General features: G+C 52.6%; 23 protein-coding genes and 2 tRNA genes. 14 read left to right on the top strand and 11 right to left on the bottom strand.

The window, feature by feature from the left end; translation table 11 throughout:
• The 8 genes from HMPREF1323_RS05910 to HMPREF1323_RS05875 form a co-directional block, all read right to left on the bottom strand.
• Window positions 1–297: Arm DNA-binding domain-containing protein (locus tag HMPREF1323_RS05910; protein ID WP_009432878.1), on the bottom strand; the 297-nt coding region annotated here is incomplete at its 3' end.
• 311 nt (window positions 298–608) lie between these two features.
• Window positions 609–693, bottom strand: a tRNA-Ser gene (locus HMPREF1323_RS05905).
• Window positions 694–799: 106 nt separating this feature from the next.
• Window positions 800–873: transfer RNA gene (locus tag HMPREF1323_RS05900), tRNA-Arg, on the bottom strand.
• 265 nt (window positions 874–1,138) lie between these two features.
• A complete protein-coding gene (locus HMPREF1323_RS05895) occupies window positions 1,139–1,837 on the bottom strand; it encodes a YjjG family noncanonical pyrimidine nucleotidase (protein WP_009433002.1) in 699 nt (232 codons plus the stop codon).
• A 45-nt stretch (window positions 1,838–1,882) separates the two neighbouring features.
• Window positions 1,883–2,104 (bottom strand): hypothetical protein, encoded by a 222-nt coding sequence (locus tag HMPREF1323_RS05890; protein ID WP_009433099.1) that lies wholly within the window; start codon window positions 2,102–2,104, stop codon window positions 1,883–1,885.
• 138 nt (window positions 2,105–2,242) lie between these two features.
• Window positions 2,243–2,830, bottom strand: coding sequence for an outer membrane beta-barrel protein (locus tag HMPREF1323_RS05885; protein ID WP_009433209.1), 588 nt, complete (start codon window positions 2,828–2,830; stop codon window positions 2,243–2,245).
• Between the two features lie 94 nt (window positions 2,831–2,924).
• Window positions 2,925–4,745, bottom strand: coding sequence for a DEAD/DEAH box helicase (locus HMPREF1323_RS05880; RefSeq protein ID WP_009432924.1), 1,821 nt, complete (start codon window positions 4,743–4,745; stop codon window positions 2,925–2,927).
• A 189-nt stretch (window positions 4,746–4,934) separates the two neighbouring features.
• Window positions 4,935–5,561, bottom strand: coding sequence for an SIS domain-containing protein (locus HMPREF1323_RS05875; protein WP_044114530.1), 627 nt, complete (start codon window positions 5,559–5,561; stop codon window positions 4,935–4,937).
• A gap of 1,081 nt (window positions 5,562–6,642) precedes the next feature.
• On the opposite strand from HMPREF1323_RS05875, the gene ruvX reads away from it, so the two are divergent.
• The 10 genes from ruvX to xseA all read left to right on the top strand — a co-directional run bounded on the left by ruvX (window position 6,643) and on the right by xseA (window position 15,738).
• Window positions 6,643–7,089, top strand: a complete 447-nt coding sequence (ruvX, locus tag HMPREF1323_RS05870; RefSeq protein WP_009433047.1) for a Holliday junction resolvase RuvX — start codon at window positions 6,643–6,645, stop codon at window positions 7,087–7,089.
• Between the two features lie 21 nt (window positions 7,090–7,110).
• The gene (gene def, locus HMPREF1323_RS05865; RefSeq protein WP_009432943.1) at window positions 7,111–7,677 is read left to right on the top strand and encodes a peptide deformylase; all 567 of its coding nucleotides are present in this window, start codon (window positions 7,111–7,113) and stop codon (window positions 7,675–7,677) included.
• A gap of 63 nt (window positions 7,678–7,740) precedes the next feature.
• Entirely contained in the window at window positions 7,741–9,816 is a 2,076-nt protein-coding gene (locus HMPREF1323_RS05860) for a tetratricopeptide repeat protein (RefSeq protein WP_009433129.1), read from the top strand.
• 66 nt (window positions 9,817–9,882) lie between these two features.
• Entirely contained in the window at window positions 9,883–10,101 is a 219-nt protein-coding gene (locus HMPREF1323_RS05855) for a hypothetical protein (RefSeq protein WP_009433023.1), read from the top strand.
• Between the two features lie 21 nt (window positions 10,102–10,122).
• Window positions 10,123–11,244 (top strand): glycosyltransferase family 4 protein, encoded by a 1,122-nt coding sequence (locus tag HMPREF1323_RS05850; protein WP_009432898.1) that lies wholly within the window; start codon window positions 10,123–10,125, stop codon window positions 11,242–11,244.
• Window positions 11,245–11,259: 15 nt separating this feature from the next.
• Window positions 11,260–12,027, top strand: a complete 768-nt coding sequence (gene rsmI / locus HMPREF1323_RS05845) for a 16S rRNA (cytidine(1402)-2'-O)-methyltransferase (RefSeq protein ID WP_009433181.1) — start codon at window positions 11,260–11,262, stop codon at window positions 12,025–12,027.
• 13 nt (window positions 12,028–12,040) lie between these two features.
• A complete protein-coding gene (locus tag HMPREF1323_RS05840) occupies window positions 12,041–12,895 on the top strand; it encodes a Cbp1 family collagen-binding glycoprotein adhesin (protein ID WP_009433110.1) in 855 nt (284 codons plus the stop codon).
• A 128-nt stretch (window positions 12,896–13,023) separates the two neighbouring features.
• A complete protein-coding gene (gene recO, locus HMPREF1323_RS05835; protein ID WP_009433039.1) occupies window positions 13,024–13,776 on the top strand; it encodes a DNA repair protein RecO in 753 nt (250 codons plus the stop codon).
• Between the two features lie 99 nt (window positions 13,777–13,875).
• Window positions 13,876–14,346 carry an Lrp/AsnC family transcriptional regulator gene (locus HMPREF1323_RS05830; protein WP_009433161.1) on the top strand — a complete coding sequence of 157 codons (471 nt, stop codon included), beginning with the start codon at window positions 13,876–13,878 and terminating at the stop codon, window positions 14,344–14,346.
• A 9-nt stretch (window positions 14,347–14,355) separates the two neighbouring features.
• Window positions 14,356–15,738: an exodeoxyribonuclease VII large subunit gene (gene xseA / locus HMPREF1323_RS05825; protein WP_009751921.1), complete on the top strand. Its 1,383-nt coding sequence runs from the start codon at window positions 14,356–14,358 to the stop codon at window positions 15,736–15,738.
• 6 nt (window positions 15,739–15,744) lie between these two features.
• Here the strand turns inward: xseA and HMPREF1323_RS05820 are convergent, their stop codons facing one another.
• The 3 genes from HMPREF1323_RS05820 to HMPREF1323_RS05810 form a co-directional block, all read right to left on the bottom strand.
• Window positions 15,745–16,845 (bottom strand): acyltransferase family protein, encoded by a 1,101-nt coding sequence (locus HMPREF1323_RS05820; RefSeq protein WP_009433193.1) that lies wholly within the window; start codon window positions 16,843–16,845, stop codon window positions 15,745–15,747.
• 112 nt (window positions 16,846–16,957) lie between these two features.
• A complete protein-coding gene (locus HMPREF1323_RS05815; protein WP_009432916.1) occupies window positions 16,958–17,161 on the bottom strand; it encodes a winged helix-turn-helix domain-containing protein in 204 nt (67 codons plus the stop codon).
• Between the two features lie 726 nt (window positions 17,162–17,887).
• Window positions 17,888–18,475, bottom strand: coding sequence for an NAD(P)H-dependent oxidoreductase (locus HMPREF1323_RS05810; RefSeq protein WP_009433089.1), 588 nt, complete (start codon window positions 18,473–18,475; stop codon window positions 17,888–17,890).
• A gap of 269 nt (window positions 18,476–18,744) precedes the next feature.
• Here HMPREF1323_RS05810 and lysS point away from each other — a divergent pair, with 269 nt between their 5' ends.
• From lysS to HMPREF1323_RS05790, 4 genes are all read left to right on the top strand, one after another.
• The gene (gene lysS, locus HMPREF1323_RS05805; protein ID WP_009432980.1) at window positions 18,745–20,481 is read left to right on the top strand and encodes a lysine--tRNA ligase; all 1,737 of its coding nucleotides are present in this window, start codon (window positions 18,745–18,747) and stop codon (window positions 20,479–20,481) included.
• Window positions 20,482–20,549: 68 nt separating this feature from the next.
• Window positions 20,550–21,572 (top strand): NAD(P)H-dependent glycerol-3-phosphate dehydrogenase, encoded by a 1,023-nt coding sequence (locus HMPREF1323_RS05800; protein ID WP_009433078.1) that lies wholly within the window; start codon window positions 20,550–20,552, stop codon window positions 21,570–21,572.
• A gap of 17 nt (window positions 21,573–21,589) precedes the next feature.
• Window positions 21,590–22,390 carry a polysaccharide deacetylase family protein gene (locus HMPREF1323_RS05795; protein ID WP_009433196.1) on the top strand — a complete coding sequence of 267 codons (801 nt, stop codon included), beginning with the start codon at window positions 21,590–21,592 and terminating at the stop codon, window positions 22,388–22,390.
• Between the two features lie 12 nt (window positions 22,391–22,402).
• Window positions 22,403–23,149 carry an SIMPL domain-containing protein gene (locus HMPREF1323_RS05790; RefSeq protein WP_009432906.1) on the top strand — a complete coding sequence of 249 codons (747 nt, stop codon included), beginning with the start codon at window positions 22,403–22,405 and terminating at the stop codon, window positions 23,147–23,149.
• The last annotated feature ends 22 nt before the right edge of the window (window positions 23,150–23,171 follow it).

Raw genomic sequence — 23,171 nt, 5'->3', positions numbered from 1 at the left:
GTAGGCGGAGCGGAGCTTGTCCAGCGAGATCGTTTGGTCGTCTTGGTACTTGTGGTAGAGGGAGTGGAGGCTGGTGGAGATGGCATCTAGGCTAGCATTGACAGCGAGGGCTTCGGAGGAGCGTCCCTTCTGTCGGCTGGTTCTGCTATTCCACTGTGCCTTGTCTACGAAGATCTTCGTGGAGCCAAGATTGCTCATTGCTCCTCCGAGGAAGATCCGTAGCATGACGGGCGACTTGCCTTCTTTGTTCTCGTAGTTGGAGCGTAGGTAGAAGGACACCTTGAACGATTGTCTCATAATGCATCATTCCTTAGTGTAGCAGGTGCTACAAAGTTACTTACTTACACATTGAATGAGAGCATGTTGCTGCCTTCAATTAGCCCTTCATTTAGCCGTCACTGCTACACTAATTGCTACGCCTTGATTTGTGTAGCAGTTTCTGTAGCAGAATTTGACCGATTGATGACTATTAGACCCTAGGGGTAAGCCGTCAGGTCTATGGACTGCATACAAAGAAAAATCGTTGTAAGACCATGTCCTACAACGATTTACTCTTGTTTTGAAGGCTTCTCTGACGACCATTTTGCAGTCACTTTGAAGCCTCTTTGCGGAGAGAGAGGGATTCGAACCCCCGGTACCTTGCGGTACAACGGATTTCGAGACCGCCACATTCGACCACTCTGCCATCTCTCCTATGATCGATTATAAGAAGATGAGACTCGCTCCATCCTCCGAAATCGCTACAAAGATACGCATTCTTCTCGGTTTGTAGAAACGAACTTGAGGAGCTCTGCGGATGTGACCCAGGAGGGACTCAAACCCTCGACCTTCAGAACCGGAATCTGACGCTCTATTCAACTAAGCTACTGAGCCATTTGGATGCCAGTGCCACCATCAAGAGTGCGTGAAATCCCGCTTGCTTAGTGGCATTGCCAGCGCAAAGATACGAATTCTTTAGACTCCGTTGTGAGCCGAAAGAGGGATGGTTTCATGGCATACTAAAGCAACTTCCCCCGACGGATCCACGGATCCGTCGGGGGAAGTCGCTTTAGAGGATAGGCAAAAGGCCGAATGAGGGAGGTGAGCTTGCCATAGGCTTTGACTTCTTTCTTTGCGCTATGGCGATGAGACGATGCTCTTAGAGGAAGGTCTTCACTTCGCTCAGGTGCTGGATGACGTAGTTCAAGGGGAGGCTCTCAGGTACTGGGGCGGCGTGGCTATTGTACCAGCAGCGGTCGATACCACTGCGAAGGGCGCCCATCATATCAGCCTGGAGGCTGTCTCCGATGAAGAGCACTTCATTGGGGGCTACGCCGCTTCGTCGCATGGCTTCCTCAAAGAAGGCCTCGGCAGGCTTCTCTGCTCCGATATCATCCGAGACAAAGAGGTCGGAGAAGTAGTGTAGGATCCCTGCGACCTGTAGGCGTGAGCGCTGCATGTCGAGCATACCATTGGAGGCTACATAGAGCTTATAGCGCTCACTGAGGTAGCTGAGTGCTTCAGCGGCTTCTGGCTCCAGGATGGCCTCTGCGTGGAGCTGCTGATGGAAGAACTTCCCGAAGGCATCGGCATCAGCGTCGATGGCGAGTGCGGCTAAAAGGCGGTGGAAGATCGTGTCGTGGATCTCCTGTACGGTGATCTGTTGGCGCTGCTGTTGTGTCCAAAGTACATCGCCGATCCAATAATAGACTTCGTAGTAGCTGGGCTCGTAGGTCACGCCCATAGCTTCGAAGGTCTTCCGAAAAGCTATCTCAGCTGAGGGACGGAAGGTCAGAAGCGTATTGTCAATATCGATGAAGAGCGCCTTGTACGGGCGCTCCATAGCAGTCTTATGCATGTGAGTAAAGGTATATAATATAGGCTGGGGGCTTCGTGGAGGTACTTACTTTCGCTTGTCGTCACGGCGTGAGAGCAGGAGGAGCTTCACATAGTAGATAACGCGTATGACGATGGCTGCCATCCCGAGGCTCTGGAAGAGTAGGGGATAGGTACTACGACAGGCAAAGAAAGCAACGATAGAGCCGATGGCCAGTACGAAGAACCACAGCTGGAGGATGAAGTCAATGCGATCACCCTTCTTGGGGCGGGAGGAGCTTGTATTCATATATCATATAAACCGGATGCAACTCATGCGGTTCACTCCCATACATTATATATAGGAGGAGAATAAGAGTGCAGACCCTCCCGCCTCCTTCATCGGGGCGGGAGGGCCTGCACTCTTTAAGAGAGGATGGCGTGCTTCTTAGAAGCGCAGACCGACACCGAAATAGAAGGAAGCGTTCTTGAGGCTCGCTTCACTGGCCTTCTGCTTGTAGATGTTCGTCAGACCGATGTCCGAACCCAGTCGGAAGTACAGGCTGCTGAGGTGAACAGCGACCGAAGCATTGACGCCCGTTTCGAAGCGCTTGAGGCCTCCATTCTGGAAGTCGAGGAGGACATCCTTAGCGGTAGAGCTGGAGGAGACACCGTAGGAGAACGATGGGCCCCCTTCGAGCGATACAGCTAAGCCCCCGAGGCCTAGGCGTAGACCGAGGTTGACGGGTACGCTCAGATAGTTCAGCGTCGTCGTCTGGTCGCCCAGCTTACTCCCGTTCTGCTGGAAGGCGACACCAGGAGCGATATAGAGCGGGCCAAGGAGACCAACTTCGACAGCCCCAGCGACGCGGAAGCCTGGACGAGTCTTGTAGTCCTTGACAGAGTAGCCATTGGCGTCTTTAGCGATATTCGTGGAGAAGTTCCCTGCGACTTCGAGACGGGGATGGACTCCCTGAGCTTGCACTGCGAAGGTGCTGGCGAGCAGCGCAACGGCTGCGATGATCATCTTCTTCATAATTCGTTCGTGTGTATTAAATATACAGCGGTAGAAAGCCTATCTACCATGATGTATCTATAACGGAGGGAGGGACTATGGATGATATACACGCTTACCAGCGGTTCTTCTTCTTGCCTCCCTTTGAGCTCTTACCTCCCTTGTATTTGTCGAAGGCCCCCTCGCTACTCTTACTACCCTTACGGTAGGACTTGCGCTCGGGGGCAAAGTCTGGATTGCGACGGCTGTGGCGTTCCTTCTTGCCATCACCACTGCCCATGGCATCGGCATAGTCGACGGCGATGCGGCGACCATCGACCTCGTAGCTACTCATCGAGCGGATGACCTCCTGAGCATCAGCTTCCTCTACCTCGAAGAAGGCAAAGCGTGGGAGCAGGTCGATCTTGCCGATCTTCACGCGTCCTGGGACGCACTTGTTGATCAGCTCAATGAGCTTGTTGGGGAACATACGATCAAGCTTACCGAAGTTGATAAAGAGGCGCTTCATCCCTTCCTCGGCTACGGCATTGCGCTTGTCACGCTTCTTACCTTCCTTACCTTCGCCCGAGAGGCGGCCCTTGTCATCAGCCTCCTCGATTGTCTCTTCACTCTCGTAGTAGTCGAGCAGGCGACGATGCTCGAGGAGCATCAGTCGGCGCACAAGCTCCTCGCGGTCGATCCAGTCGAGCTTACGGACCAGCTCAGGGAGCACGGTGTCGAGCGTCGTATCCTCGGTGAGCTCGACACGCTCGATGCGGTCAGCCAGATGGAAGAGCTGCTTTTCGCAGATAGCCTGACCCGTGGGGAGGTGCTTGCGCTCGATCGTGGCATGTGAGATGCGCTCGATGTCACGCAGGCGGCCACGCTCACGGCTGTGACAGATAGCGATGGAGATACCCATCTTACCGGCACGTGCCGTACGGCCACTGCGGTGGGTGTAGCTCTCGATGTCATCGGGCAGGCCGTAGTGGATGACGTGCGTGAGGTCGTTCACGTCCAGCCCGCGAGCTGCTACGTCGGTAGCGACGAGGAGCTGAAGATTGCGGATGCGGAACTTCTGCATCACGTAGTCACGCTGGGCCTGCGAGAGCTCGCCGTGTAGGGCATCAGCATTGTACCCATCACGGATGAGCTGGTCAGCGATCTCCTGAGTCTCACGACGTGTGCGGCAGAAGATGATGCCATAGATATCGGGGTAGTAGTCGGCGATACGCTTCAGTGCAAGGTACTTGTGGCGTGCCGATACGACGTAGTAGTAGTGGCGGATGTTCTTGTTCCCCTCGTTCTTCGTCCCGACGATGATCTCCTTGGGCTGGTGCATGTAGGAGGCAGCGATAGAGCTGATCTCACGGGGCATCGTGGCGGAGAAGAGCAGGAGGTGACGCTCCTTGGGTACTTCAGCGAGGATCGTCTGGAGGCTCTCAGAGAAGCCCATCGTCAGCATTTCGTCAGCTTCGTCGAGGACGACTGTCTCGATGCTATCGAGGCTGGCTGCTCCACGCTCCATGAGGTCGATGAGACGACCAGGGGTGGCGACGATGACCTCTACGCCACGGCGAAGCGTGCGGATCTGTGCCTCGATAGAGGAGCCTCCGTAGACGGGGAGGATGCGTACCGAGGGGAGGTACTTGCTATAGGCCGTGAGGTCGTCAGCGATCTGCAGACAGAGCTCGCGGGTAGGGCAGAGGACGAGGGCACGTGGTGTAGCGACGCCATCGTTGGGCTGAGCCTGAAGGCTTCGCTCTACGTTCTGCAGGAGGGGTAGGCCAAAGGCTGCCGTCTTCCCCGTCCCCGTCTGGGCCAGGGCGATGAGGTCAATGGGGGCACCTAAGAGGTAAGGGATCACAGCCTCTTGCACAGGCATGGGCTGTTCATAGCCAAGCTCACGAACGGCTTGGCAGATAGGGGCACTTACCCCTAATTCTTCGAATGTCATCTAATGTAACTGATAAGTAAGCATCCGTCCGCCCCGTGAGGGGTAGAGGGATTGTGGACGTATGCTCTACGGTGAAGTCCATCAGCCTGACCTCGATGAGTGCATACATAAATCATAAAATAGAGTGCAGAGGCCCATCGGAATGCGTCCAGCTCTCCCGAGCTGTGCGTGGGCGCCCTGCGGTGGAGACTACTTCTTCTCTGTCTCGGGAGAGACGAGCTCGCGGCTCTTGTCCCCGAGGTAGCCACCATGGTGGCGTAGTGAGTAGTCGTGGTAGGTGAAGCCGATGCGCTGCATTACGCTCACTACCAAGAGGTCACCGAGCACCGTCATCACGGTCGTACTCGTCGTAGGCGTCAGCCCCAGAGGGCATACCTCTGCAGGGTTGCCTGTGGAGAGGGTGACATCGACGAGCTGAGAGAGTGGACTCTCGCTATTACCCGTGATGAGGATGAAGGGTAGGCGGGGATACATGCGCCGTGTGAGGGCGACAAGCTCCAGTACCTCGCGTGTCTTGCCTGAATTGCTGATCAAGAGCATCACATCACTCTCACAGACCATCCCGAGGTCGCCATGCTGTGCTTCACTCGGATGGAGGAAGTAAGCGGGCGTCCCCGTAGAGCTGAAGGTCGTCGCGATGTTGTGAGCGATCTGTCCAGCCTTCCCCATACCCGAGGTGATGAGGCGACCGCCACCCTGATGCACGTGCTCCAGGATCAGGCGGATAGCTGCTTCGTAGTCATTGTCTTGCGGAATGGTACGCAGCGCTTCGATCTCAGCGCTGAGGATCTCTGGGATAGTATATTGCTTAGACATGTCGCTCGTGGCAAAACTTTTTCTCTTCCACAAAGATACGTCTTTCCCCCGAGAGCGGAGCTGCCCTCTACGGCTTTCGGATAATGGGTATTCCTATCGTTCGGTGTTAGACCGATGTGATTTGCTATACGAAGAGGCTATCCTACAGTGTTTTATATAATGAATGTTGCACTGTAGTACTACTTAGTGGTGGTTCGTTCCTGCGAAGGAAAAGCTGGAGACAGTCGTGGAAAGCCTTCCTACGAGTACGAGTAAAAGTAGCGGACGAATGGCTGATAAGCTTGGTCTACGTACGTGGTCCTTAGATCCACGTATGTGGGCTTTAAGGTTTTCGTACCTGGTCTTTACGACTACGTGCATGGATGAGGAAGCACCACTACGGAAAGCTGCTTTTTCCTTCATGAGAAAGCTGATTATTTTATTGGTATTTAACGTGTTGTGTCTATAACTTAATAGTTGTTGTCTATTGGAGTGCGTTTTTGGATCATAGTGTCTTTGCACATAAATTGGGTTTTTGTGCTTTGAGTCTTTGGGCTCGAAAACTGCTACTACTCTATGCCCGCATGGGGCTGTAAGTGGCGCTGGGTATGAATTGAGTACTAGTCTCCATTCCCACAACTCAGTACTATACTATGTCTGAATTAGAATCAAATTTATCCCTGATTGTGTCTTGGGAAAAGTACTCTTATTTGCTGGTCTCTTCGGCACTCTCCTCGCTTCTTGTAGCCAGGATGATAGCGATCGACTGGCTCAAGTAACTCTCTCTTCTATTGGATCCATGGTGCAGGATCTACACCAAGTTGGCTCTACTTCTATGGTGAGAGTATCTCTGTTAATCGTGGTCCGCAGGGCGCAGGCTCTGTCGCTAATGCAAAGGGTGAAGCTTACTCCGCCGCAGACCAAAGCAAGCTGAAGGCTTATATCCGCCTCTTCTCTAAGAAGCCTATCCAGTAATCTTGCTTAGGCTGATATACTCGCAGGCTCCCTATCCAACACGAGGATAGGGAGCCAGTTTGCTTTAGGGTGGTGGCGAGCGCGAGAGGCAGAGAGCAGGTAGTTTTCCGTATCTTTGCCCGAAACTATGGGACGAATACTCGCTATTGACTACGGACAGAAACGCTGCGGTGTCGCAGTCACGGATCCCCTCCAGATTACTCCAGGGGGGCTCGGGACGCACCCGACACATCAGCTCCTCGCCTTCGTCACAGACTACGTGCAGCGTGAGTCTGTGGAGCGCATCATCATCGGCTATCCCCGACAGATGAACAATGAGGAGTCTGCCTCTATGAAGTACATCCGTCCCTTTGTAGAGAAGCTCCGTAAGGTCTTGCCCTCTGTCCCTATTGAGTATCAAGATGAGCGCTTCACCTCGACTCTGGCTCAGCGTGCTATACGTGAGGCGGGGATTGGCAAGAAGCGCCGTGAGCAAGATAAAGGGCTCGTCGACGAGGTCAGCGCTGTCATTATCCTACAGAGCTACCTTGAGAGCCGTGATGGTCTCGGGGCAATCCACCTACCATTCAAATAGTATCACCTAATCAACCCTACGATGAAGCTACCTATATATATATATGGACATCCCGTCCTGCGTGAGGTCGGGCAAGATATTACCGCCGACTACGAAGGCCTGAGTACCCTCATTGAAGATATGTGGGAGACCATGTATTTCTCTGATGGGATTGGCTTAGCCGCCCCTCAGATCGGGCGTGCTATCCGCCTCTTCGTCATCGATGCCGATCCTATGGCAGAGACGTTCCCCGAGTGCAAGGGGCTCAAGCAGACCTTCATCAATGCTCGCATCGTCGAGAGTAGTGAAGATACCCTCGCCGAGAATGAGGGTTGCCTCAGCATCCCTGGTATCAATGAGAAGGTCACGCGCCCAGCGACGATCACCATCGAGTATCTGGATGCAGACTTCCAGCCCCATCGTGAGACTTACACGGGCTTTGCCGCTCGTGTGATCCAGCACGAGTATGACCACATCGAGGGCGTCCTCTTCATCGATAAGATCGCGACCATCCGCAAGCAGCTCATCAAGGGCAAGCTTGCCAATATGCAGAAGGGTAAGGTGTCGGCGCACTATCGTGTCGTCACCGCTCCACAGAAGCGTAAGTAATCCTTAGGCTGTCGGGCTCCTCGTGCCTCAGCCTTCACTCCCACTCTACGAGATAGACGATATATGAAGAAGTACACACTTGCGGCCCTTGGCCTCCTCCTATCCGCCTCTACGCTCCGTGCGCAGATCGATGTCGAGCAGGCGCTTTCGATCGGACGCAATGCGATCTACTTCAATGACTATATCGTCTCGATGGGGTACTTCAATCAGATCATCGGCTTGCGCCCCTGGATGGCTGAGCCCTACTTCTATAGGGCTGTGGCGAAGATCAACCTTGATGACTATGCCGGTGCTGAGTCTGATGCTTCGCTGGCTCTTGAGCGTAACCCGATCTTCCCTCGTGCCTACCTCCTGCGTGGTATCGCTCGCTTCTCGCAGAAGGAGTATACTCCAGCAGTCGAGGACTTCCGTCGAGGACTCGAGCTCTCCCCGCGAGATGTGGGACTTCAATACAACTTGTCCATAGCCCTACTGCAGGATAAGCGGTATGCAGCGGCAGATAGTGCTGCCCAGCGTCTGCTGGAGATCGATCCGAAGAATAAGGATGCTTATCGCATCTTAGCACAGTCAGCCCTGGAGCGAAAGGATACAGTTAGCGCTACACGGCAGGTGGACTACCTGCTGGCGAAGGACTCGACCTACCTACCAGCTCACCTCCTCCGTGCCCAGATAGCAGCCGAGCGCAAGGACTATAAGATGAGTATCCGTGCGCTTGATCGGGTGTTGGCTCAGGATGCAGGTGATGCGAACCTCTACGTCAATAGAGCGATCATGCGCTATCACCTCAATGACCTGCGAGGTGCCATGAGCGACTACTCTGAGGGACTACGCCTCGAGCCGAATGACCGTGCTGCCCTCAACAACCGTGCGCTACTGCGTACACAGGTAGGGGAGTATAGCTTGGCTATTCAGGACTGGGATAAGCTCCTGCAGCTCGAGCCAGACCACTACATCGCGCGCTACAACCGTGCCCTGCTACATCTTCGCTTGGGGAACCTTCGCTCCTCTCTTGAGGATCTCAATATCGTCCTCAAGCGCTATCCTATCTTTGCTGAAGGCTTCATAGCGCGTGCGGAGGTCCGTCGTAAGATGGGTGATGTCAAGGGAGCTACACGTGATGAGCTTCATCTCTTTGACCTACAGAATAGCAAGAGCTATCGCAATCGTGCCGCCTCCGCTTCTCGCCCCACTAAGGATGGGAAGGAGACGCGTAGCCGAGAGGATGAAGCGATCGAGAAGTACAATATGCTCGTCGAGACAGCTCCAGAGCCCGTCAAGGACAAGCCCAGATATACCAGTCAGATCCGAGGCCGTATCCAGGATCAGGAGACGCAGATGACGCCTCGTCGTGATCTGACGCTCTCATACTTCACTGAGATAGATAAGGATGGGAACCAAGGACAGGTCTACTTTGCTCCACTCTTGGATCGTCTCAATACGCAGCGCCTGCATCAGGATAAGCGTGCCCCTCGCCTTGTGCTCCGTGAGCAGGGGAGTAGCCTAAGTATGGCAGAGGTCGAAGAGGTACAGAAGCATCTCAGCCAGCTGAATGCTCAGACTGAGAAGACTGCGCAGCTCTCCTTCCTTAAGGGCATTGATCACCTCCTCCTGCAGGATCTCGGTGCCGCGATATCAGCTCTTACCGAGGCTATAGAGCGTGACCCATCATTTACCCTGGCTTACTATGCTCGCTCCATCGCGTCACTTCGTCGGAGTGAGGCTGAGCGTGGGCGCCCTGTCGAGCAGCCGGCTCCTTCTACACCTCAAGTACGAGCTGCAGCTACAGGGGCTAAGGGTACGACATCTGCAGAGCTCCCCCTACCTACGTCTACTCCAACGAGAGTCGTCGAATACTCTCCCTTGACTGATCTCAATCAGGTCATCACTCAGGCTCCGACATTCGCCTTTGCCTACTATAATCGGGCGAACCTGTATGCTAAGACGGGGGATGTAGAGCGAGCAAAGCAAGACTATACCAAGGCGATTGAGCTCAACCCGCTCTTTGCTGAAAGCTATTTCAATCGCGGCCTTCTCTACTACTCTGAGGGGAAGGTCAAGGAAGGTACCCGCGACCTAAGTCGTGCCGGTGAGCTGGGCCTCTACAAGGCTTACAGCCTCATCAAGCGAATGAATAAATAGAAGTGCAGTAGGCTAGTGCGGGGAAAGAGCTAACTTTGTGCATAAACGTATCAAAAGCATAAGCCAATGAAGATCGTCTACTGTATCTCTGCGATGTTTAAGCCCGGAGGGATCGAGCGTGTCATCGCCAACAAGGTGAACTACCTTGTGAACTATGGTTATGAGGCTTGTATCATTACTCCGGATCAGGTAGGACGACCAGACTTCTTCCCTATTGATGAACGTGTCGTTACTCACTGTGCTTTTGATAGCATCATCCGTCTCCTACTTCCGTTATTTAAATAAAGAACTTACTATCCCATTGTGATGAAGATAGTTTATCTACTCAATAATACTTGGTATCCTGGAGGACAAACAAGAGTATTAGCTAACAAGGTTAATTACTGGGCTGAGTGTGGTCATGAAGTGTATATCCTGACTACAGATCAGATAGGATACCCTTCTTACTATAAGATAGATCCTAGGGTAAATACCATAGACTTTGCTATTGGATACATTGGAGCAGATCAGCTTAGTTTGCTACAGAAGGCTAGAAAACTTATTGGATTTCTTACGCGTCATTATTCCCAGCTGAAGAAAACTTTACAAGAAATTCGCCCCGATATTGTCGTCTCAATGTACGGAAAAGAAGTCTATTTTCTTCCCTTCATAAAAGATGGAAGCGTAAAGATTCTAGAAGCTCATGGTGCACGCTACACGTGGCTCTACTCTCGTAAGGGCCTTCTTGGTAGGCTCCATAATTGGCTGGATCTTCGCTTCATTCGCCGCTTCGATCAGTTTGTCGTACTGACTCAAGAGGATGTCCCTAATTGGGATGTCCCGAGCACGGTCTGTGTGCCTAATGGGAATACATTTGAGCCTCAGACTGTAGCCAGCTTAGATATCCCTAAGGTTATTGCAGTTGGCCGATATGGAGAGCAGAAAAACTTTGAGAACTTGCTTCAAGCCTGGGATATCGTACACCGTGCTTGCCCTAATTGGCGACTGAAGATCTGTGGACAGGGACTAGATCTCCTTGATCCATTTATCGAGTCTTTAGGGCTGACAGATTCAGTGGACCATTATGAGTCTCGTGATATGGAGAAGGAATATATGGATGCTTCGATCTGTGCTCTTAGCTCACGGCACGAGGGTATGCCTATGTTCTTGCTAGAGGCTATGGCCTGCGGCCTGCCGATTGTTTCCTATGCATGTGAGTGTGGTCCCCGTGATCTCATTGTTGATGGTGAAACAGGTCTCCTTATCGAAGAAAAACAGGATTATAAGAAGCTTGCTGAAGGGATCATTCGCCTAATACAAGATGATGAGCTTCGCAAGAAGATGGGAGCTAAAGCGAAGGATCGTTCCTCACTCTTCTCTCAGGAGTCCGTTATGCAACGCTGGACGGAGCTATTCACCGAGCTCATCGCTAAGAAGAAAAAGCATTAGTCCTTAGTTCCCTCGATGCCTAAGCTCATACTCGTACCGACCCCGATCGGAAACCTTGAAGATATCACCCTGCGGGCTCTCAATGTCCTAAAGAGAGTCTCGCTCATCTTGGCCGAAGACACACGTACCTCAGGGCTACTCCTACAGCACTATGAGATCAAGTGCCCGATGCAGAGCTACCATAAGTACAATGAGCATCAGGCCCTCGAGCGCCTGTGTGAGCGTATCGAGCAAGAGGGTGAGGTAGCTTTGATCACTGATGCAGGTACGCCTGCCATCTCGGATCCTGGGTATCTCTTGGTGTATGCTTGTATTGAGCGAGGGATTGAAGTGGAGTGCCTTCCTGGTGCAACCGCCTTTGTCCCCGCCTTGGTTATCTCGGGCCTACCTTCTGATCGCTTCGTTTTTGAGGGGTTCCTCCCTGTGAAGAAGGGAAGACAGACGAAACTGCAGGCTATAGCATCTTCAGACTATACTACTATACTGTACGAATCTCCACATAGAATCGTTAAGACATTAGAGCAACTCTCCGAACACATGGGAGCAGAGACAAAGGTCGCTGCAGTCCGAGAGATCTCTAAGCTCTATGAGGAAGTGGTTCGTGGAAGCCTCGCGGAGGTCATCCAGCACTTCACGGAGCATGAGCCCCGCGGAGAGTTTGTTCTCATAGTGGGTAAAAGCACTGTAAGTGATAAAAAACAAAATATAATAGATCCCATCCACAGCTCGTCCGACGAAGAGGATCGACGCAAGATGAAGCGATCGAAGAAGTGGAATAAGTAAATCGAATAAACGTATGACAAAGAGACTTGTCTTGGGTGCAGCGATGCTGCTTACTCTCGCTTCCTGCGGGAAGAACTCTGGCGAATATCAGACGCTCAAGCAGCAGTATGATTCACTCGCCCTGATCAACCAGAACTATGAGGCCGAACTCCATGAAACAGACTCCCTCGTAGCCAGTGTCCTGACGAACTTCCAGGAGATCTCCTCCGTCGAAGGGATGATCAATGTCAATCCTCGTAGTGGCGACCTCCAGCGCTCTGAGCGTGATCGTATCAAGGATAACATGCTCCTGATCAACGATAAGCTCCGTGCCAGCAGTGAAGCTCTTGACCAGCTGACTAAGAAGCTGGAGTCAAGTGGTAAGGAAAACAAGCGTCTGCACGGCACGATCGCTGCTCTGCGTAAGGAGCTCGAAAACCAGAAGCAGCGTGTCCTCGCTCTCTCCGAAGAGCTCGAGCGTAAGAACCTCGCTATCGGCGTACTGGACTCTATGCTTACCCAGCGTAATGGGGACGTTGATCGTCTGAATGTTGCTACAGCACAGCAGGCCGAAGCTCTGGCTGCTCAGGAGAAGGAACTGAACACCGTCCGCTACTGCGTCGGCACCAGCTCTGACCTCAAGGAGATGAACCTCATCAAGAGCGGTCGTGTCGTCACGGAGAACGCTAACATGAGCTACTTCACGAAGACGGACCTCCGCGAGCTCTCGCAGATCCCCCTCTTCAGCCGTAAGGCTCGCCTCTTGACGGTGCATCCTGCTTCTTCTTATGAGCTTGTTCCAGGCTCTGATAAGCAGCTTGTCCTCTACATCAAGAATGCTCAGGCCTTCTGGAGTAACTCAAAGATCCTCGTTGTCCAGGTAGACTAAGCCAGTCCCTGAGGCATGAGCATCTAATCTCACTCACGAAGACGAGTCTATAGCACTGCCCACATCGTGGGGCATAGCTGTAGGCTCGTCTTCTTCTTCTTTATTGGTATTTCCTAAGTAGACTGCTGATGGGTTATACGACTACTCCTGCTCTTGTGCTCCATCGTACCCGCTATAGTGATCGCTATAGCATCGTACACCTCTATAGTCGGGAGATAGGCTATGTCGGTACGCTTGTCCCCGAGACCTCCAGCCGAAAGAATGCTGTGCGGGAGCACTTACGCCCTTTGGCAGAAGTGGAGATCACGCTGTCGCTTAGTCCTCAGCGTGATTTGGCACGTATTCAGGAGGTGCATAGCTTGCATCCTCGACACGCAGTCCATACGGATCCTGCTAAGGGAGCTCAGGCGATTTTCCTGAGTGAGTTCCTCTATCGTATCTTGTCGACGACGCAGACACCCGATGAGGAGCTCTATGACTATATCTCCTCATCGCTTGTCCTATGGGAAGGGCTTAGTCGCGGTGTTGCGAATTTCCACCTCTGCTTCCTACTGACACTCCTCCCTTACTTCGGTATCGCTCCAGATCTTCCCGATGATGAGGCTCGAGGATGTGGATATTGCTTCAGCCTGCAAGAGCAGTGCTACCTGCCACATCGAGAGGCTTATTGCTTGTCACCAGAGGAGACACAGCATCTGCCGCTTTTCCTTCGCATGAGCTATTACACAATGCACGGCTTTGCCTATAGCCGGCAGCAGCGCGGGGTGATTCTCGATTACCTCCTTGACTATTACCGCCTACACTTACACTCCTTCCCTCAGCTCAAGTGCCTCCCTATTCTGCGCCAACTTGGGCAGTCTGCAGAGAGAGAAACTAGGTAAATTGCCAAGATCAGAGCACGATATGGCAACTAATCATGGGATATTTACTACATTTGTATCATAAAGTGTGCAATTAGTGGCGCACCGACCCACCCTTGTATGAAGAAACTGAATGAGCTGGATCTGAAGATCCTTAGACGACTGACTACGAATGCTCGCGTCCCCTTGCGTGACGTAGCTGAAGGAGAGAATAGCTCGCGCTCCTCCGTCAATCAGCGTCTTACCCGTATGATTGAGAATGGGGTCCTGACCTCACTAAAGTATCATGTGAACCCCAAGAAGATAGGCTACAACACGTGTACCTACGTTGGGGTGCGACTGGAGCGAGGCTCTCTCTACAAAGAGGTCGCCGAGCGAATGCGTGAGATCCCTGAGATCGTCGAGTGTCACTTCACTACGGGACCCTATACGATGCTCATCAAGCTCTATGCGATTGATAATAATGACCTCATGCGCATCCTCAATGGGATTATTCAGAGCATCCCAGGGGTCGTCGCTACCGAGACCTTGATCTCGCTGGATGTAAGCTTTGAGCGTAGCATCCATATCCCAGATCATATCCCCCAATAGGCGGTCTCCGTGCAGCAAGCCACGACTGTCCGTTCATTTAGTCTGACCGAGCTCTTGGGTTCGGTCAGACGCTGTTTAGAGCACTCCTTCCCCGACCGCTATTGGGTGCGGGCAGAGGTGAGTGATCTGCGTCGTGCTGGTGGCCAAGGTCATGGCTACTTGGAGCTCTTGGAGAAGGGTGAGGAAGGGGATGTCGTGGCGAAGGTGCGTGCTACTATTTGGTCATCGGCCTATACGCTGATCGAGCAGCGCTTCGAGAGAAGCGGTGTGGGAAAGCTCTCTTCGGGGATGAGTATCTTGGCTCTTGTCGGGATTGCTTTCCATCCGCAGTATGGACTGAGCTTGAATATCATCGATATTGACCCCAATTATTCGCTCGGTGAGATCGCTCGCCTGCGCTTGGAGACCATACAGCGTCTCAAGCGCAATGGGCTCTTCACAATGAATAAAGAGCTTGAGCTACCTATCCCTCTACAGCGTATCGCTATCATTTCGTCCCCTACGGCTGCGGGCTATGGGGACTTCATGCGTCAGCTCCATGAGAATCCCTATGGAGTAGTGCTCTATACGGCGCTCTTCACAGCGCAGATGCAGGGGAATGATACGACCACATCTATACTCGCTGCACTGGGGCGTATCGCCGAGGTGGAGGAGCACTTTGATGCCGTGGTAATCATCCGTGGTGGGGGTGCCGTGAGTGAGCTAAGAGCTTTCGATGACTACACCTTGTGTGAAGCTGCCGCACAGTTCCCCTTACCTATCATTGCAGGCATAGGCCATGAGCGTGATGTCTCGGTGCTTGACCTGATCGCCCATACTACGCTGAAGACCCCGACGGCAGTGGCTGCCTTCTTAGTCGAGGGATTGGCAAGTGAGCTGACAGAGCTGCGGGAGCAGCTACGCCGACTTCCCTCTTTGCTACAAGCTCTATCCCTGGGGCGAAGTAATTGGCTCCATACGCAGGTCTCACGCCTGCCGCTCTTGGTGCGTGGCCGCTTGGAGCAGGCTGAGCGTAAGCTTCTCACACAGCGCTCACAGATCACCCTCTCAGCTCGTCATTATCTCCAGCGGTCTGAGCATCGTCTTGAGTTGGCACTCCGTCGCCTCCCGACAGCTGCATCCTATGCTTTGCGTCAGCATCGTCAGGCACTTCGTGAGCGACTCTCTCCCCTGCCACTGCATGTGTCACGCTTGAGAGAGCGTATGGAAGCTGATCTCCTACGTCAGGAGCAAGCGATTCGTTTGGCGCATCCCGATCAGATCCTACGTCGAGGCTTTAGCTTGGTCTCAGTCGGCGGACGTATCGTCACACGTAGTAGCCAGATCCCTGCGGGAGTAGAGATCTCGGTGCGCTTTGCTGATGGCGAAGTGGAGGCTGTGACGAATAAGTGACTTCCCCTATTCCAGAATTTGAAGAACAGGCCATCCTCGCTTTTCTAAAAAAGAGCTAAGACGGTCATAGAGGGGGGAGAAAATCTGTTCCCAAAGAAGCAAGCGAATCTTATCTATGAGGACACTTCCAGCAAATACCAAGAGGATAAAACCTGATACCATACATAAGAACACAATTAAAGGATGAGTACTGAGTCCGTGTACATATCCTGTATAGTAGCCGATCAGTCGTCCATTGCAGTGGATGAGATATACTGCAAAGGTAGAGGATGCTATCCAATTTATGGCTCGACTTTCTATTTTGAGTCTAGAGAAGGATAGGAAGAGCGCAGATGCCGTGAGGATATTTATCGGGGAAGCATAGCTAAGGAATTTGCCTGTAAGAGCATTTGCTACGATTGGTTGCCCTGATGTATAGCCGTAAGCAAAGAGAGCTAAGGACTGAGCAAAGCTGATTCCGAAGTAGATACTGACGAGTGTTGAGGTTTTATATCGATTTATCGTTTCGGGATAGAGACGGAAATACCGTCCTAAGAGGTAGATTCCACAGAAAGAGAAGAGTGAATAGCCATTTTGCACCTCAAGTTGGTCGGAGAGGAAACCAAATAGGATGGAGAGGCTATAGAAGAAGATGAGATAATGTCTTAGGCCTCGTTCATCCTGCTTTTGGACGAAAGCGTTGAGGAATGGTGTAAAGATCATGAGGCTTAGGTAGGTTGGAAGGAACCATTCCTTGCTACGATCAAGTGGATACAGGGTTCTTATAAATGCTTTGGTTTGGAATGGTTCGAGTCCAAGTGCTACGAGTGTCAAGTAGATTCCGATTGTATAGAAAGCTGCTTGGAAGAGTAGACTTGCTATCCCCTTGATGCGTAGTCGTATGCCGAAGTACCCAGAGATGAGAACAAAGACATTGACTCCCACGATGGCTAGTGCTTCGCTCCAAATACGCCCCAAGGATTCTATTGGTTGGCTATGTAGTGCCTCGTTGGTCGGGAAGTGAAAGGTGAGATAGTTAGCATGTAAGATGAGGACGAGGAGCATTGCCAGTAGGCGGAGAAGCTCAAAGTTCGAAGAGCGAGTTTTTGTGTGAATAGGGGAAGTCATAAGAGCATGAGATATCCTGTGTTACGAATCAAAAGGCTATCTCTTCTCCATAGGAGAGATAGCCTTTTGTTGAAGAGTAGAATTAGTAGACTCAGTGAGAGTTTATTAGGGGTTAGTAGGTGAGCTCAACGAGCAATTCTTCACCGGATTCATCAAAGAGGAGCTTCCCTTCCTTTGCGAGCCAACCGATGGCTGCAAAGAGCTCCTTGTCAGAGCGGAGCTTGGTTGCTTTACGAAGAGCCTTAATGTCCATCTTGCCCAGGCTGTTAAGGGCATTCCATACGAGGCCAGCATTGGTGCCGATACGTTCGATCATATGCGTTCGAATAGATTAATTGTTAGACCCATAGTGCCACCAGCTCTGTAATAGCACTGGCTTTGCGGTAAAATTACCAACTCTTTTCTGATAAAGCAAACGGCCTACACGAGTGTAGACCGCTGGAGTGGATAGCCTGAGTACATAGGCTCCCTGTACCGTGCTGTATGGGGGCGCTTATTGGTAGATAGCGCGTGATAATGCGAAGTGATATAGGAGGGAAGATGTGAACCTATATTGGTCGACAGGCTGACCTATATGAGTCCGTGTGTAGAGCTATACTAGGATGGAGAAGAAAGCTATATATCTCTGGACTGATTCCTATATAGCTTTGTGAAGCGACCTCTATTAGGTTGTTGCTCTGCGTAGGGAGAAAAGCTGCGGACGAGTGGCCGATAAGTTTGGGCTACGTACGTGGCTCTAATATCTACGTACGTGGATATTTGAACTGACGTACCTGGTCTTTAAAACTATGTGCGTAGACAGAGAAAAATCACTACGTGAAGATGCTTTTTCCTTCACGAGAATGGCACTTTTCCCACCGCTGGATAAGAGGAATACGTGCGATAAGGCGAAGGGTCTGCTTGGCCTCTTCGGAGGCGTATATCGAAGAGCTGAGCGTGCGATGCCTTAGCACAATAAGTAGGGGGCAGGACTCGCGGCAACAGTCTCATATAGGTCGGCGGGCTGACCTATATGGGGGCTATTGCTTCTGCCTGTCGGAGGCTACAGGAAGACCTCGCTGCGGCGCTGCTTGGGAGTGATCGTTGGTTGGTTGATGTCGTCATCGCTACGCTTACCGATCGCGATAGCGAGGACGGGGCTATACTTGTCGTGATGGAGTATCTGGTCGTAGGCCTCGAGGTCGATGCCCTCCATGGGAGTGCTGTCCAGCTCCATGCTCGCAAGCCCCGTCAGGGCAACACCGAGGGTGATGTAGGCTTGACTACGCATCCAGCCCAGGACGGAGGCCTCGCCCTGAGAAGCGATCTTATTGCGATAGAACTCCTGCGCCCCTTCGCTGAGCGTGGCAATACGCTCTGCTTCGAAGGTCGCTACGTCACGATAGTTATAGATGACGAGGAGATGACTGGCTTGCTCGATACGCTCTTTGTTGGAGTACGAGTGCTGGGCAAGCAGGCTCTTTGTCTCACGATCGCCGATGAGCTCGAAGGCCCAGGGCTGGCTATTTATGGAGCTGGGACAGAGGCGGAGCATCTCCTTGATGTCCTCCAGCTGCTCGTCGCTGAGATGGAAGGTGCTGTCGTAGGTCTTGGTCGTGTAGCGGGAGCGAAGGATATCGAGTATTTCCATTCTATATGTGATTTCTATTGAGTGGTGGACTGTAGAGATAGCTCTCGAGCCCGTGATCTTGCTTTTCCTTATCAACCTCAGGCTGTGAAAGAATGTTGAGTAGGCTTAGCTTACCATCCGGCTATCTTTATTAATGGTAGGAGGTGGTGGTCGGACGAGCTACGATAGGGGAGAGAGCCTTGGGCGTAACGCCCTACTCCTCTCGTAGAAATGCCTTATCTTTGCGTAGATTAGTAAAGAAGTAAATATCAGAATCAGCATATAGCAGAATGAATATCTTAGAGCTGAGCGAACAGGAGATCTTCCGTCGCCGTAGTCTTGAGGAGCTTCGCGCCCTCGGTATCAACCCTTATCCAGCAGACGAATATGTCGTCACGGGGTATGCCCGTGAGATCCTTGATACCTTCCAGGATGATGCACCTCGTCGTGAGGTACGTGTCGCTGGCCGTGTCATGGGCCGTCGTATCATGGGTAAGGCTTCCTTCCTCGAGCTCCAGGACTCTACTGGCCGTATCCAGATCTACATCACGCGTGATGAGATCTGCCCAGGCGAAGACAAGACTCTATATAATAATGTAGTGAAGAAGCTCATGGATATCGGCGACTTCATCGGTGTCGAGGGTGAAGTCTTCCGCACACAGATGGGGGAGATCTCGGTACATGCCTCTTCGCTGACCTTCCTCTCGAAGGCACTGCGTCCCCTGCCCGTGGTCAAGGAGAAGGATGGTCAGACCTTCGACAGCTTCACTGATCCTGAGCTCCGCTTCCGCCAGCGCTATGTTGACCTCGTTGTCAATAGCCATGTCAAGGATATCTTCCTCAAGCGTACGAAGATCTTCAATGCGATGCGCCAGTTCTTCAACGAACGTGGCTACATCGAGGTCGATACGCCCGTACTGCAGCCTATCCCTGGCGGTGCTGCTGCGCGCCCCTTCATCACGCATCACAACGCGCTGGATATCCCGCTCTATCTGCGTATCGCTAACGAGCTTTATCTGAAGCGTCTCATCGTCGGGGGCTTTGAGGGTGTGTACGAGTTCAGCCGTAACTTCCGCAACGAAGGTATGGATCGCACGCACAACCCCGAGTTCACCGCTATGGAGATCTACGTCTCCTACAAGGACTACAACTGGATGATGGAGTTCACCGAGCGTATGCTGGAGTTCATCTGCCTCGAGGTCTTAGGCACGACGAAGGTCAGAGTAGGGGATCGTGAGATTGACTTCAAGGCTCCCTTCAAGCGAATCACTATGCTTGATGCTATCCAGGAGCATACGGGTATCGATATCAGTCAGATGGGCGAGGACGAGCTTCGCGCTACCTGCAAGAAGCTCGGTGTTGAGGTCGACGAATCCATGGGGGTCGGTAAGATGATCGATGAGATCTTCGGCGAGAAGTGCGAAGGCAGCTATATCCAGCCTACCTTCATCACCGACTATCCCAAGGAAATGTCGCCCCTGACGAAGGAGCACCGCTCTAATCCCCGCCTCACCGAGCGCTTCGAGTTGATGGTCAATGGTAAGGAGCTGGCCAATGCCTACTCCGAGCTCAATGACCCCATCGATCAGCGTGAGCGCTTCGAGGAGCAGCTCCGTCTCTCAGAGAAGGGGGACGATGAAGCGATGTTCATCGATGCCGACTTCCTCCGTGCCCTTGAGTATGGTATGCCCCCGACGAGCGGTATGGGTATCGGTATGGATCGCCTTGTGATGCTCCTGACAGGTCAGGAAAGCATCCAGGAAGTACTCTTCTTCCCTCAGATGCGCCCCGAGAAGGTCGCTCCTCGCGACAAGAAGGAGGTCTTCGTCGCTGCTGGTATCCCCGAAGCATGGGTACCCGTCCTGCACAAGGCTGGCTATCTGACACTGGATACTGTACGCGCCGAAGAGAAGCCCGGTCGCCTGCTGCAGCAGCTCCAGGACATCAAGAAGAAGTATCAGCTGGATCTGGAGCCTCTGACGCTCGAGATCGTCACAGCTTGGACCACCATCGGGGGCGCTCAGTAAGCGCACCCCGCACTCTCTCACGAGCCACTCCCCTTCATCGGGGAGTCGGCTAAGTAAGTATACGTATCATGCCCGAACAGACTTCCAGCTTCCCCGGTAGAGTAGGTATCCTCGGTGGCGGTAGCTGGGCTACAGCCTTGGCGAAGATCGTCCTCTCACGGCAACCCAAACTTAACTGGCTGCTGCGCACCTCGACACACGTCAAGGACTTCAAGCGCCTGCGCCATAATCCTGGTTACCTGACGTCGGTTACCTTCGATACGGATCGTATCACCTTCTTCACCGACTCGGATGTCAATGACTTCTTCCGAGCCTGTGATACCGTGATCCTGGCTACCCCTTCCCCCTACATACGCTATTACCTCAAGCGTGTGCGTAACTCGGTCATCCGCAATAAGCTCGTCATCAATGCGATCAAGGGGATGGTGCCCGAGGAGAATGTCCTGATCTCCGACTATCTACAGGAGTATAAGGAGCTGCGTCCCGGTCAGATCGGGGTCATCGCAGGCCCTTGTCACGCCGAAGAGATCGCCAAGGACCGCATGTCCTACCTGACGGTCGGTTGCTTCGATATGGCTAAGGCCAAGGTGCTGAGCGAAGAGATCTTCAGCAACGACTACGTCCACTGCGCTGTCAGCCGAGACGTCGTCGGTATCGAGTACGCAGCGGTACTGAAGAATATCTATGCTATCGCTGCTGGTATCTGCCACGGGATGAATAAGGGAGATAACTTCCAGTCCGTGCTGATCTCGAATGCTATCGCGGAGATGAGCAACTTCGTTAGTACTGTGCACCTCGTCAGTCGTGACGTCACGGAGTCCGTCTACCTCGGTGACCTCCTCGTCACGGCCTACTCCAGCTATAGCCGCAATCGCACCTTTGGTAATATGATCGGTAAGGGGTACAGCGTCCGTGCCGCTCAGATGGAGATGAACATGATCGCCGAAGGGTACTACGGCGCTAAGTGTATACATGAGATCAACCAGCGCTACCAAGTGACGATGCCTATCTGTAGCGCCGTCTACAATATCCTCTATGAGGGTGCTCCCGTCGAGCAAAGCATCGAGCGTCTGTCTACTCTCTTCAAGTAGTCCCCCTTACCTCCCCAATGGCTACACGCCCCCATCGTATCTTATTGAGCTTCGATATAGAGGAGTTCGACGTGCCACGTGAGCATGGTGTCGAGCTCCCTATGGAGGAGCAGGTACGTATCTCTGTCGCAGGATCACATGCCCTCCTCGATGTACTGAAGAAGCATGAGGTACGTGCGACCCTTTTCTGTACGGCGAACTTCGCTCAGCACGCTCCCGAGATCATCCAGCGTATCCTATCTGAGGGGCATGAGCTCGCTTCGCATGGTTACTACCACTGGACCTTTGAGCCTGCTGATCTGAAGAAGTCTAAGGATGCTCTTGAGGCTCTCGCTGGAGTCCCTGTGCGAGGCTATCGTCAGGCGCGTATGATGCCCGTCCCCGAGGCGGAGATCTATAAGGCAGGCTATAGCTACAATACCTCTCTCAACCCCACCTTCATCCCTGGGCGCTACATGCATCTGAGTGCACCACGTACGCACTTCATGAAGGAGGGCGTACTGCAGATCCCTGCTTCGGTGACGCCTCTCATTCGCTTCCCGCTCTTCTGGCTCTCGTGTCACAACCTACCCTTCGGACTCTATCGCTGGCTCTGTCGTCGTACGCTCCGTCATGATGGCTATCTCGTGACCTACTTCCATCCGTGGGAGTTCTACGAGCTGAATGAGCACCCCGAGCTAAACCTCCCCTTCATCGTGCGCAATAACTCTGGCCGTGCGATGGTCGATCGACTGGATCGCTGGATCAGTTACTTCAAGCAGGAGGGAGCTGAGTTCATCACCTATTCTGAGTTCACGGATTCTACAATAACTATCTAATCTCTTTTCTCTATGAACATTAACAAGTCCGCTCTCTATCTGACGCTCATCAGAGCTGTCGCATTGCTTGTCTCCGTCTTCGTACTCGCTGGCGGTCTGAAGGGCTTCCGTAGCAATTCGCCCAAGACAATCTCCGTCACGGGGAAGGCTGAGCGTAACTTCACCTCTGACCTTATTGTCTGGTCTGCGACCTTCACCTCTGAGTCGACTGATCTGCAGGATGCTTACTCCGAGCTTAAAGGAAAGCAGCAGGCAGTAGCCTCTTACCTCCAGAGTAAGAGTATCCCCAGCGAAGCTATTGCTTACAGCAGTGTCAGCATCTCTCGTGAGAATGAAAGCTCCTATGACGAGAGCTCTGGGCGTACCTTCTATCGCTTCAAGGGCTACTCACTGACGCAGACGGTGACGATCACCTCGCGCAACATCGAGGCTATCGAAGCGGTCTCTCGCCAGATCTCTGAGCTGATCAATAATGGTATTGAGATCGAGTCGGGCAATCCTCGCTATTACTACACGAAGCTCAATGACCTCAAGATCGAGATGCTCAAGGAAGCTTCTGAAGATGCTCGCAATCGTGCCTCGGTCATCGCTGAGGGCAGTAAGAGCAGTCTCGGTGGCCTAACGAAGTCCAACATGGGGGTCTTCCAGATCGTCGGTCAGAATAGCGACGAAGATTACAGCTGGGGTGGCTCCTTCAATACTTCTTCTAAGGAGAAGACCGCCAGCATCACGGTCAGCTCTACCTACAACATTAAGTAAAGTTTATTTACCCCCGAAGCAT

This window comes from Porphyromonas sp. oral taxon 279 str. F0450 (genome assembly GCF_000292995.1).
Lineage (GTDB): Bacteria > Bacteroidota > Bacteroidia > Bacteroidales > Porphyromonadaceae > Porphyromonas > Porphyromonas pasteri.
The sequence above is the reverse complement of the archived record's forward strand: the minus strand, read 5'-3'. Positions and strand labels throughout refer to the sequence as shown.